This is a genomic window from Streptococcus ratti FA-1 = DSM 20564, assembly GCF_000286075.1.
Lineage (GTDB): Bacteria > Bacillota > Bacilli > Lactobacillales > Streptococcaceae > Streptococcus > Streptococcus ratti.
The window spans coordinates 35,181-47,383 of sequence record NZ_AJTZ01000005.1 but is presented as its reverse complement, the minus strand read 5'-3'; the positions used below and the strand labels follow the sequence as shown (position 1 = coordinate 47,383).

General features: G+C 40.1%; 12 protein-coding genes and 1 riboswitch. Of the genes, 4 read left to right on the top strand and 8 right to left on the bottom strand.

Going from position 1 to position 12,203, the window contains the following annotated elements; genetic code table 11:
• Positions 1 to 27: 27 nt before the first annotated feature.
• From SRA_RS02200 to SRA_RS02170, 7 genes are all read right to left on the bottom strand, one after another.
• On the bottom strand, positions 28 to 591 hold the full coding sequence (locus SRA_RS02200) for a hypothetical protein (RefSeq protein WP_003087143.1): 564 nt from the start codon (positions 589 to 591) through the stop codon (positions 28 to 30).
• A complete protein-coding gene (locus tag SRA_RS02195; protein WP_003087142.1) occupies positions 588 to 3,644 on the bottom strand; it encodes a GbpC/Spa domain-containing protein in 3,057 nt (1,018 codons plus the stop codon). Before SRA_RS02195 ends, SRA_RS02200 begins: the two co-directional genes overlap by 4 nt.
• 155 nt (positions 3,645 to 3,799) lie before the next feature.
• The gene (mnmM, locus tag SRA_RS02190) at positions 3,800 to 4,348 is read right to left on the bottom strand and encodes a tRNA 5-(aminomethyl)-2-thiouridylate-methyltransferase MnmM (RefSeq protein ID WP_003087139.1); all 549 of its coding nucleotides are present in this window, start codon (positions 4,346 to 4,348) and stop codon (positions 3,800 to 3,802) included.
• Entirely contained in the window at positions 4,345 to 5,277 is a 933-nt protein-coding gene (gene mnmL, locus SRA_RS02185; protein ID WP_003087136.1) for a tRNA modification radical SAM protein MnmL/YtqA, read from the bottom strand. The genes mnmM and mnmL overlap by 4 nt, the downstream gene beginning before the upstream one ends.
• Complete coding sequence (locus tag SRA_RS02180; RefSeq protein ID WP_003087133.1) at positions 5,270 to 6,208, bottom strand: cation diffusion facilitator family transporter; 939 nt, start codon at positions 6,206 to 6,208, stop codon at positions 5,270 to 5,272. The genes mnmL and SRA_RS02180 overlap by 8 nt, the downstream gene beginning before the upstream one ends.
• Before the next feature lie 228 nt (positions 6,209 to 6,436).
• Positions 6,437 to 7,093 carry a phosphatase PAP2 family protein gene (locus tag SRA_RS02175; protein ID WP_003087128.1) on the bottom strand — a complete coding sequence of 219 codons (657 nt, stop codon included), beginning with the start codon at positions 7,091 to 7,093 and terminating at the stop codon, positions 6,437 to 6,439.
• Complete coding sequence (locus SRA_RS02170) at positions 7,083 to 7,682, bottom strand: ECF transporter S component (protein WP_302048530.1); 600 nt, start codon at positions 7,680 to 7,682, stop codon at positions 7,083 to 7,085. Before SRA_RS02170 ends, SRA_RS02175 begins: the two co-directional genes overlap by 11 nt.
• A 43-nt stretch (positions 7,683 to 7,725) precedes the next feature.
• A riboswitch (FMN riboswitch) is annotated at positions 7,726 to 7,934 on the bottom strand.
• Positions 7,935 to 8,075: 141 nt separating this feature from the next.
• On the opposite strand from SRA_RS02170, the gene SRA_RS02165 reads away from it, so the two are divergent.
• Genes SRA_RS02165 through SRA_RS02155 form a run of 3 tightly spaced genes read left to right on the top strand, consistent with a single transcriptional unit; the run spans position 8,076 to position 9,794 of the window.
• Positions 8,076 to 8,402 (top strand): PadR family transcriptional regulator, encoded by a 327-nt coding sequence (locus SRA_RS02165; protein ID WP_003087122.1) that lies wholly within the window; start codon positions 8,076 to 8,078, stop codon positions 8,400 to 8,402.
• Positions 8,389 to 8,961 (top strand): DUF1700 domain-containing protein, encoded by a 573-nt coding sequence (locus tag SRA_RS02160; RefSeq protein ID WP_003087119.1) that lies wholly within the window; start codon positions 8,389 to 8,391, stop codon positions 8,959 to 8,961. The genes SRA_RS02165 and SRA_RS02160 overlap by 14 nt, the downstream gene beginning before the upstream one ends.
• Positions 8,958 to 9,794 carry a DUF4097 family beta strand repeat-containing protein gene (locus tag SRA_RS02155; protein ID WP_003087118.1) on the top strand — a complete coding sequence of 279 codons (837 nt, stop codon included), beginning with the start codon at positions 8,958 to 8,960 and terminating at the stop codon, positions 9,792 to 9,794. Before SRA_RS02160 ends, SRA_RS02155 begins: the two co-directional genes overlap by 4 nt.
• Before the next feature lie 153 nt (positions 9,795 to 9,947).
• Here the strand turns inward: SRA_RS02155 and trmL are convergent, their stop codons facing one another.
• Positions 9,948 to 10,496 carry a tRNA (uridine(34)/cytosine(34)/5-carboxymethylaminomethyluridine(34)-2'-O)-methyltransferase TrmL gene (gene trmL, locus SRA_RS02150; protein WP_003087104.1) on the bottom strand — a complete coding sequence of 183 codons (549 nt, stop codon included), beginning with the start codon at positions 10,494 to 10,496 and terminating at the stop codon, positions 9,948 to 9,950.
• 351 nt (positions 10,497 to 10,847) lie between these two features.
• Between trmL and trkA the strand changes: the two genes are divergently transcribed.
• Positions 10,848 to 12,203, top strand: coding sequence for a Trk system potassium transporter TrkA (gene trkA / locus SRA_RS02145; RefSeq protein WP_003087101.1), 1,356 nt, complete (start codon positions 10,848 to 10,850; stop codon positions 12,201 to 12,203).

The window sequence follows — 12,203 nt, the reverse complement described above, 5'->3', positions numbered from 1 at the left end:
AATGTGCTATCTCTTCAATAAGCTTCTCTACTGACCTTCTTGGTATAACCAATCGTAGAGCCACTGAAGATTAAAGAAAATGGGTGGATGAACGCGCTCTTTTAAGATAGGTTGAATCAGAGTTTGAATGCCTTGATCTACTATTTTTTGATCTCCAACCATGACTTTCTTTTTTTCTGTTAGTTCATCGTTTGAGGAAACATATTTTCTCCTCACCTTTAGATTTTCATCTAGGTAATAAGTTGATTCAGTATTATTATTACTTATACTAAACGAGTACCTCATATAGTCAAGTTTGCGTTCTCCTTCACTAAATAACATACTGGTAGTCTGTGTTTCTTCATATTGGATACCATTACTTCCATCATTGGTATAATAAAATTTCCCATTCTGTTCCCTCTTGGGTTCCGTGACAGTATTGAGATATCTGATTACAATAGCCGGCGTCTGGCTTTTATCAGTTTTAGCTGAATGAATATAGTAATAAATAGTGTATTCATGGAGATTGATTTTGGTATAGACCAAGAGACAGCCGAGAAAGAAGAGGAGACGGAGCCAGTCTCTAACTTTTTGAGGGATTTTTCGGATCATCGGCGTCTCCTTCCTCTACGGACTGATCTAGACCGTCTAAAGAACCTAGGAATGTATCGCCGTACCCTACGAATAAGAGGTCTTACCGCACGTCTAAGCTGACGGACAGCTCTTCTGGCAAAGGTTCTAACCCTACGGACAACTCTATGGACCCGTCTAATGATTCTTCGTACAGGTCTTTTGACCCTCTTAATCACTGACCGGCTAACTTTTCGGACTTGTCTGACAATCCTTTGTCTAACCCGTTTGATTCCTTTAACAATCTTTTTTCTAGCTAATTTTACAGTATGAACCGCCTTTTTAGCAAGAGTTTTGGTTTTAGCCATAACCGACTTAGTTAGTCTTTTAGCCCTATGAACGATCTTTTTGCTGATGGCCTTAACCTTCTTGATAGCCTTTTTAGTGACTGTCTTTATCTTATTGACAACCTTCTTAGTGCCAGATTTCACTTTTTTATAGGCTTGAGAAATTTTTTCTTTTGCCTTCCCCAGATAGAAAAGGCCGACAATCGCTGCTGTTCCAAGAGTCAGGGTCGCTAAATCATTGTTGAGTTTAAAGTTAAGCCGGCCGGCTTCCTGCCTGCCTCCACTAATAGCTTCGTACAGTTTGCTGTCCCTGTCAAAGTCAGAACTATAGAGGCGGTCAAAGGACTCATACAGATAGTTGTTATCATTTTCTAAAGATTTCCAGATAATGTAGGCATCTTGATCGCTTATCTTGTCCTTTGAATTGAGATTGGTGTACTTGTCACCTGTATAAGAGTTTAACCAAAAGAAGGTTTCCTTGCCATCCAGTGAATGCAGCAGCCCTCCCGGTAAAGTCATGCCCCATTTGGCCGCATCTTTTAGGAAACCGCTGGAATAGCTTGTTGCTATGGGCATCATGAGATGGGCAAGGTCTATTGTTGAATTTTTACTTTTATGATTACTGTTCACTATACGACGTACATTATCAAAATATTTACTATTTTGATAATTAACAGTGTTGAAGTCATTGATCGCACTTTCCGATTTTGATGTTGAATAGCTAATCCCAGCTATCGCATTGGCAATGGCTTGGTTAATCTTAGCCTTATTCTTTTTACCGTACTTTTTCTGAGCCATTTTGGCTACATCTTTCATATAAGCCATTAGCTCGTTATAGTCTTGCATTGAAAGACCGGTATTCTTTTTAATGTTTCTTTCACGGATCTCTTTGTCAACCAGTGATAGGGGTCTTAGTGCTGATGCTTTTGATTTGCTGGTCTGCTTATTAGTGACTGTTCTAATAGGAACAGGAGCTGGGTAGCTGAAAATTTTTCGATAAGATTGCCCATATCGAATTACCTGTCCTCTCACTTTACTTATCGGCCTAGCATAGGTGTAGGCAACTGGGATGCGATCATCATATGTAGAGCGTGTAATGATTGATACTTTTTTAGGTGAGGCTTCTGTTTTTGAAGCTTTCTTGGGTGATACAGCTGGAGCCTGATAGCGGTTTTGATGGTAAAAAATAATGGGTGTAACGATAGCCAGAGGCCTCATCACGCGGTTAGGTGCCAGCGGTTTCTTAAGAACCAAGGGCCGAGCTGGGGCGATCGGAGCAGGTCTGAGCGTCTCATTAAAAATGCCGCCCGCCTTAATGTCTGAATTAACGGAGAACCACTGCCTAGAATTATTTCTAAGTCCCTGTGCTCGACTCGATTTTGCAATAGCATCAGCCTGATAATGAATGCCAAAATCAAAGGCAATAGCTGCCCCAGTAACCTGAGCGACTCCAGCTCCATAGTACTCATTGAGACTGCCGTCTTTGTCCCAGTCATCCCTATCAAAGCTAGAACCGTCCGCCACGAGATCATTGCTGCCACGTGAGGCAACATAGTTATCCTGGCCTGTGACAGACGAGCCCGTTATCGGAATGAAGGTCATGCCTTGACCTAGTCTAACATACTCCTGTTCACCGATACTAAAGGAGTTATTCCGTGAAGCAAAGGAAATTAAAGCTGTCGTTCTCGGAGCAAAAACAACTCTTTCTTTTTCATCATAGTAGTAAGTAATAGTTTGGTGAATATTAAAATCAACTTGACCTCTATTAACTCCTGAAGTACCAACATAAATAGTCTTCGTAGGGTCAGTATAAATAAAGGCTGTAGCGACATTGTCTGCCGAAAAAGTCGATGTCAGCTCGTAGGTGTAGACAACTTTTTTAATAGGACGTCCATTATAGGAGCTTTTCTCAAGATTACGATAAATAACTGAAATTGGCTTGCCTTTTTCTAGGATAAGACCATAGCCGTCTCCGCTGCCTGCTGCTGTAGCACTGCCAACACCTTTAGCTAAGCTTGGCTTGGAAGTCAGAGGAATGTCTGAAAAGTTATAACTGATTCCTGCCAAATCTGTACCAAAAGGATAATTAGGAGCAAAAAATTTATCAACTCCTTCAAAACTGACTGTAGCGTTTGGTTCACTCTTAAAAATTAAATACTGTGCCTGAACTCGGCTGAGATTTCCTTTTTTGACTGTGTTGGCCTGGGCCTGTGAAAGACGTTCTTCATAAGCTGCTTTTTCTAGCTGGTACTCCTTCTCCTCAACTTGATAAGCAGCCAAGTCTTTCTGATAACGTTTTTGCTCTTCTTGATTAGCCTGATAAGCAGCTAGATCCTTTTGATATTTAGCTTCCTTAGTTACATAGTCTTGATAAGCTTTTGCTTGGCTTTCATAATTTGCCTTATCTTGCCTGTATTTATCTGTAACCTTTTGGATAGCTTGAGCCTGATTGCTATAATCTTCATTTATCAAAGACTGTTCATTATACGTCTGCTCTGGTGTCTCAACAACCTGCAGACCTTCATTAGAGGCATTTGAGATTGACTGATTAAGAGATGAATTGTTAGTGTAGGCTTCTGTAGAAGCAACAGTTGCTCCGCTCGTCTCTGAAGCAATGGGTGTCACTGTTACAGGTGTAGCAACATTATTGGATTCATCGGCACTCACCTTGTTTTCGCCATCTGCTAAAAAAATAACACTAAAAAGAACTATACCTATAGTTGACAGAAGACCATGATTCTTTCGCATCTTTATTTCCTTTTTATAATATTTTCAAAATTATAACAAAAGAATAGCTAATTGTACAGAAAAATTTCATAAATATTTCATTTATATTTCAAAAATAGTTATTTTTGAAAGATAAATAAATATAGACATCAAAAAAGCCCTCTTGGGGCTTTAGACTACTTCAACTTCTCCACCATCACCAAAAATGGCGGTGTATTAATCTGATTAAGGGGCTGGTAGCACATGGCGGTAAAGGCTTTCTGGGGCAGCTGTTTGACATAGTTCAGAACAGCCTCTTTTTCACTGTTTCCGCCTTCGTGCCCATGATAGATCATAATGGCCATACGGCCGCCAGATTCCAACCTATCCAAAATTTTCTGAATAGCTTCAAGCGTCGTATCAGGTTTGGTAATAATTGATTTATCTGCACTTGGTAAGTAACCCAAATTGAAAATAGCTGCGCAGATAGGCTCATTTACATATTTATCAATATTTTGATGCCCATCTAAAATGAGTTGGACGTTATCAAGACCCAACTGCTCCAGCCGCTTTTGCGTTTTGCATAAGGCTTCTTCCTGAACGTCAAAGGCATAGACTGTCTTGGCCAATCCGGCCAGAAAGGCCGTATCATTGCCATTTCCCATTGTGGCATCCACCGCAATGCTATCCTTGTCCAGAACCTCTGCCAAAAAGTCATGGGAGAGGTGGATGGGGCGTTTAATCATAAGTTTTCCTCCAAGCAGCAGCCCTGGTAAGACCCCCGTCGCTCCATTTCCTGATCAATGGCATTTAGCACTTCCCACTTGTTAAGACTCCACATGGGACCAATCAGCATCTCTCTGGGAGCATCACCGGTAATCCGATGAATGACAATATCTTTCGGGATAATTTCCAGCTGATCGCAGATGATGGAGACATAGTCTTCTTGGCTGAGCAGCTGCAGGCGCCCCTCGTGATAGTCCCTCTGCATGCGGGTGTTGGTCATAAGATGCAGGAGGTGGAGCTTGATGCCTTGAATATCATTATCCGTCACACAGCGGCGAACATTTTCCAGCATCATCTCGTGGCTTTCACCCGGAAGTCCGTTGATCAAGTGGGAGACAATCTCGATTTTTGGCGCCTGCTCCCGCACCCGCTTGACAGTTTCCACATAAAGCTCATAAGAATGGGCCCGATTAATCAGAGCTGAGGTTTCCTCATAAGTCGTCTGGAGCCCCAGCTCTAAGGTAACGTGCATGCGTTCGGACAATTCAGCCAAATAGGCCAAGGTCTCATCTGGCAGACAGTCGGGGCGGGTTCCGATATTGATGCCGACCACACCAGGTTCGTTGATTGCCTGTTCATAACGTTCACGAATCACCTCGACTTTATCGTGTGTATTGGTGAAATTTTGAAAATAGACCAGATACTTTTTAACCTCCGGCCACTTGCGGTGCATGAAATCTATTTCTTTGTAAAATTGCTCGCGAATCGGTGCCTCTGGCGCCACGATAGCGTCACCAGAGCCTGAAACGGTGCAAAAAGTACAGCCGCCGTGAGCTACCGTTCCATCACGATTAGGACAGTCAAAGCCAGCATCAATGGGCACTTTAAAAATTTTTTCGCCAAAAAGACGGCGATAATAGGCATTTAGAGTATTGTAACGTTTATTCATAGCTATTATGATTCATTTTTAAATTATTTTTTATATAAGGACTGTGGTGCAGGTGCTGAAAGGTAGAATGGTCGCATTCAACAGCCGACTCCACAATATGATGGGTCTGAAAAAGATGATGCACTCGGTCTTTCAGGAGCTGTTCGTTGCAGTCAGGGGAAACCAGCAGGTGAATCATGGCAATATTTTTTCGGCCGTCTAAAGACCAAAGATTAAATTGATTGATGGCCTGAACCCATTCCAGAGCCAGGATTTCCCTTTCTAACTGCTGAATATCACAATTCCCGGGAGCACGTTCCAAAAATACAGATAGGTTTCTGATAAATTTAGGCAGAGCCTGACTTAAAATAAAGAGTGCAATAGCCACCGACAGGAGTGGATCAAGAATATACCAATCTGTCACTCTCAAAACCAATGAAACAATAATAACAGCCACCCAACCTAAAATATCTTCAAGAAAATGCAGGCTTAAAATAGATTCATGCTCGGATTCGTCACCATTTAAAACACGGCTGGCCACAATATTGACTGCAATAGCAATCAAGCCTAGAACCAGCATCCCATTATAATTAACTGGTTCAGGGTGCATTATTTTTTGAACATTTTCAAATAGAACCAAGGCAGATCCGATAATAAGAATAACCGCCGTCATTAAAGCTCCTAAGAGACTGAAACGCCAGTAGCCTAGAGTGTATTGATAATCGCTTCTGCGCTTGGATAGCCGTTCAAAATAATAAGACAAGCCAATAGCCAAGGCATCGCCAAAGTCATGAACAGAATCGGCCAAAATAGCACTGGAATTAAAAATACCGCCAAAAATCATCTCAATAATAGCAAAGACAAAATTGGACATAAAAGCAATAAAAATTCGAGTCGTTGACTGATTAGAGACATCGTGGTGATGGCCATGATGATGGTGGTGCTTGCCCATTTTCATACGTTCTCCTTTTAATTTGTTAGATTGCTTTGCGGCTAAAGCTGCTAATACAGCTGCACAAAGCCCTAAGGAAGTTTTTAATCTATTTTTTTAAATAAAGTTTTGTTTATTGATTTTATTATAACATGAACCGCTGTCATTACTGGCATTTTTTAAGCAAAAAGAACTGTTCTATAGACAATGGTAAACAGCTCTTTTTAACTATTATTATCAGTTTTGATGCTACTTCTGCCGGCCTTGAAAACGCCATTCAAAGCGCTTTTGATCGTAAAAAGGATAGACAAAGGCTGAAATAGCAGCGGCAAGCAGCCAGCCTCCTACTATGTCAGAAGGGTAATGAACTCCCAAATAAATCCGTGACAGCGCTGTTAAGACCGCCAAGAGAATCAGTATTGTCTGTACAATCCGCTTAGGTACTTCTTTTGTCATCCGTTGCTGAACAATAACGGCCAAGCTTAGAGCAACAATCATGGTTGATGCCGCATGCCAGCTTGGAAAAGAAGCTCCCATCGGCTTTTCAATGAGATAGTAAAGATCAGGTCTTGCACGACTATACAAATATTTAAAAGCTGTCGAAAAAATACTCATTAAAATGAGATTGCCAGCTAAAAAGTAAGCTTCTGCCTTCCATTTTTTCCAAAAATAGCAGAGTAAAGCAATAAGAAAGACATAAACAAAAATATAGACTTCATGTCCCAGCTGAGTTACTGCTTTAAAAAACATCGTTGCATTCTTAGGCAAATCGCCGCGCACTGCCCCCTGCATACTGCTGTCAAAAGCCTTTAAAACATCAGGATAAAATTTAACGACATAGCCCAGCATAAAAAAGAGCAGGGCAGCAAAGGAGGCTCCTAAAAGATAAAGTTGTTTATTTTTCATAAATTTTATAATTTTTCAAAATCGGCTTGGCTGCCACATAAATGACAGCAAAGCTGACTGCAAAAATGATTCCTTCAAGAAGATTAAAGGGAACGACCATATTGACCAAGTATTTTCCGATACCAATGAATTTAGCAATATCAAATCCGGCGAACTTAGCATAAAGCGGAATCGCATAGATATAGTTAAGGACTAGCATAATCGCTGTCATTGCAACTGTTCCGACAGCACTGGCAATAACAAATGCTCTTTTTTCTTCCCTGTTCTTCCAAATCAAGCCAAATGCTAACACAAAGGCACCCAGCGCTGCCATATTCATGGGCAGACCAATAATGCCGCCGGGGCCGCCATTATCCAGCAGCAGTTTCAGCAGTGACCTGAACAGCAAAATCGCATAAGCACTCCGTAGATCAAACAGCACTAATCCTAACAATATTGGAATGATGCTAAAATCAAGCTTTAGAAAATCAACTCCCGGAACAATGGGAAAATTGAAAATCATGAGCACAAAAGAAAGTGCCGATAAAACCGCAATGATAGCCAAAATTTGTGTTTTTTTCATAAAAAAATTCCTCCAATTTTTACAAATCGAAAGAAGCTCCAAAGAGTATAAAATGCCATGCACAAAAACCCTTTGTCTTCTCCCATCCAGACTTTACTGTCGGTTGCGGAATCTCACCACATCAGCTTTCGCTCGCGGACTTCAAAGATCTCTTTTTCTTCAATAGATCATTAGCTCATCTTGATATAGTTCAATATTATCTTTGATTCACTGTTCTATTGAAAAATGATCGTCTTTGTCACCGCCGGTCGGGAATCTCACCCTGCCCTGAAGACACTTCTAGCATACCAAAAAACAGAAGCAATAACAAGTTTTTTTACTTATTTTTAAGTTTTTCAGCCAACCCTCTAAAGCTCTTGACAAAATGATTGAATAGGTATATATTTTATATATAAAATATTTATATATAGAGGTGACTGAATGTATTATCCTGTTTCAGCCCTGCTAATAGAATACTTGATCTTAGCTATCGTCAGTAAGCATGATTCCTATGGTTATGATATCAGTCAAACCATTAAACTGATTGCCAGTATCAAAGAATCTACCTTATATCCCATATTGAAAAAGTTAGAAAAGGCAGGATATTTAACAACTTACACTCAAGAACATCAAGGACGGCGACGAAAGTATTATCGTCTAACTGATTCCGGCAAGCAGCATCTCGTTTACCTGACTAAGGAATGGTCGGTTTATAAAACGACTATTGATGGTATTGTAGAAGGGAGAATTCGTCATGACAAAAACTGAATATCTCAGTCAGTTAGAGCATTATTTAAGAAGACTGCCGCAGGCTGATTATGAAGAAGCAATGGATTATTTTAGGGAATATTTTGAGGAAGCGGGTCCTGAGAGGGAAGAAGAAATTATCAGGGAATTAGGAAGTCCTAAGGAGGCTGCCCATGATATTTTAAGCCAGCTTATCGAAAAAAATCACTTGATCGGCAACAATCCCAAACAAACCATTTGGCTCACAGTCTTAGCTGTCCTAGCAGCACCGATGGCTCTGCCCCTAACTATCGCAGCGCTGAGTGTTATTTTTGCCATCATCGTTACTGCCATGTCAGCCGTTTTAATTACTGCCAGTTTTAGTTTCGTTGGTTTTGTTTTAAGTCTTTCTTTTCTTTGGGAAGCAGTCACAAAGCTGTCCGGTTCTTTAGCAACCCTGAATCTTAGTCTAGGAGCTAGTCTTCTGTCACTCGGTGTAAGCCTGCTGTTTGCAGCTGCTACTATTTTACTGGCTCGATTATTTAAATTTATCTTTCTGAAATTCAGCCAGTGGATTGCAAAGCGAGGTTATAAATCATGAAAAAATCATTCAGAATCACTTTAATAGTCGGACTGGTTTTAAGCATTTTAGGACTGGTTTTACTAGGCTTTGGTCTGTCATCCGACGGTCTCGAAAAGCTGCAAAGCTATAATGAAGCGGCTCAAAAAAAGGAAATTCAGTTAGACAATGTTCAAGTACTGGACTTTGATTTTAACTTTAAGGATATCAAAATCAAGACCTCTGCAGATAAGCATTTTAAGCTGACTTACTGCGAAAAACCTAAAGAAAATATTTCTTACCGTTTTACTAAGGGCAGGCTATCCCTAAAACAAAATAGACCTTCCAATATCTTTACTATTGAATTTTTCAAATTAAGCGATCTCTCTGACTGGCTTCATAGAAATGACAGCCGCACAGTGACTTTGACTGTGCCTGAAAATCTGCTCTTGAAAAAAGTTGCTATCAGCAATAAAGTCGGCAATATCAGTATTGAAAATCAAACAATTTCAGACGTTAATCTGCAGGGCAGCACAAATGATCTGTTTATTAAAAACAGCAAACTGGCTAAGGGACGTATTGCCAACAATGTCGGTAATATTTATCTTAATAACAGTACTTTGACTAATATTGAAGGAAAAACTAATACGGGTAATATTGTTGCTGAAAATCTTACCGTTCTGGGAACTGTCAGTTTGGATAATAATGTTGGCGATACCGAAATTGTTTTATCTGCGAAAAGCCTTAAAGATACAGTTGTCAACGCTAAAACAGATATTGGTGATCTTAACATTTCAGACAATGTCTTAAGAGGCGGCATCTCCAAAAATCAGTTAAGCATGAAAGCTAATACTGGCAGCATCAAAGTTAATTAAACACTATTAAACTGCTTAGGAAAGCTGGACGAATTGAACTTCATCTCCAAAAAATCTGCCAATAATGCCAAAAAAGATTGTTCCTGCTTGATGCAAGGAGCAATCTTTTTTCATACATTTATTAGGAATACTAAAAAGTAAGGACAGGCAGTTTTATTTTAATTTATCAGCATCATAAATATGACTGAGCTCCAGACCAGTGAATTGCTGCTGGCGCAATGCTTCATAAACAATCATGCAAACCGCATTTGACAGATTAAGGCTCCTGACATGCTGATCATTCATAGGAATGCGCAGTGCTTGTTCAGCGTACTGCCGCATAAAAGTTTCCGGCAACCCCTTATCCTCACGGCCAAACATAAAGTAATGATTCTCAGTATCATCATAATTTTCATCTGAATAGGTTTTCTCAGCAAATTTTGTAATCAAGTGCAGCCGGCCAGAACAGCTGTCCATAAAGTCTTTGAGACTGTCATACAAATGCACATCCAGCTTATCCCAGTAATCAAGACCTGCCCGCTTCATTTTCTTATCATCAATAGGAAAGCCCATGGGACGGATAATATGGAGAGGACTGTTGGTTGCTGCACAGGTTCGGGCAATATTGCCGGTGTTGGCAGGAATTTGCGGTTCAAACAAGACAACATGATTTTTTCCCGATGCCGGAAAATGATTTTCTTTTTCCAATGTTTCAATATTCATCTGATCTTAACTTTCTGATAGTAAATTTATTACAAAAAAAGAACCACGAAACCCGGAGTCATGCTCAGCAGGCAACGTGGTATGTGGGGCCTCATTATCTTAAATCATAACAGGTTTGATTTAAAACAATGAGTAGCTTGTTATATAGTATAACACTTCTATCAAAGATGTCAATAAAATATAAGAAAAAAATTAAGATTTTTTTCAGAAAAGCGTTTACTGCTTTCTGCCAAAAAAGGAGCTCCTTGTTTCAGTTGCTTTCTCCTTGTTTTTCTTTTGAATTTTTGTAGAAAACTAGTGCATTTTCTCCTGAAAAGAGGTATGATAGTTACTATAATTTGGAGGTAGATCATGAAAATTATTGTCGTTGGCGGCGGTAAGGTCGGAAAGGCTCTCTGCCGCTCACTGGTCGATGAAAAACACGATGTTATTCTCATTGAAGAGAATGAAACTGTGCTTAATCATGTGACAAAACGCCTTGATATTATGGGTATTGCCGGTAATGGCGCTAATTTTAGAATTTTAGAGCAGGCTGACATTCAAAACTGTGATATTTTCATTGCTATTACAGATAAGGATGAGGTGAACATGGTAGCGGCCGTTCTGGCCAAAAAAATGGGTGCCAAAGAAACTATTGTACGGGTTCGCAACCCTGAATATTCCAATGCTTATTTTAAAAACAAAAACTTTCTCGGTTTCTCCCTAGTGGTCAATCCTGAACTCCTGACAGCCCGCTACATTGCTAACATGGTTGATTTTCCTAATGCGCTGTCTGTAGAACATTTTGTCAGTGGTCGCGTTATGCTGATGGAATTTAAGATTTTAGACAGCAACAAGCTCTGTCAGATGTCCCTCAATCAATTCCGTAAAAAGTTCAGCAACATTGTTATTTGCGCTATTGAACGAAAACATGAATTGATTATCCCTGACGGTGATGACATTATTCAGCCAGGTGATAAGATTTTTGTAACCGGTAATCGTATAGACATGATTCACTTCCATAACTTTGTCAAAAATAAAATGATTAAAAGTTTAATGATTATCGGAGCTGGAAGGATTGCTTACTATCTGCTCAACATCCTCAAAGCGACAAATCGCCATCTGCAGGTCAAAGTCATTGAAGTTGATCCTAAAAAGGCTGAGCTTTTCAGCCAGGAATTTCCTCACATTCACGTTGTTCAGGGAGATGGAACGGCTAAAGATATTCTGTTGGAAGAAAGTGCCGCCAACTACGATGCTATCGCTACTCTTACTGGTGTTGACGAAGAAAATATCATTGCCTCCATGTTTTTAGAAACACTGGGCGTGCAGAAAAACATTACCAAGGTCAACCGCACCAGCCTTCTTGAAATTATCAATCCCGAACAGTTTTCAAGTATTATTACACCTAAAAACATCGCAGTAGACTCCATGATGCACTTTATCCGCGGACGTGTTAATGCTCAGGATTCCAATCTGGACGCGTTGCATCATGTGGCTAACGGCCGAATTGAAACCTTGCAGTTTGAGATTCGTCAGGCCAATAAGATGGCCGGCAAAACACTGTCCAGCTTAAAACTTAAAAGTGATGTTTTAATAGCTGCCATTATTCGCCGCGGCAAGACTATTTTCCCAACTGGTGATGATGTTTTTGAAGTTGGTGATAAAATTGTTGTCATCACACTGCGCAAGAACATCACACATATCTATGATTTATTGAAGAGGTAA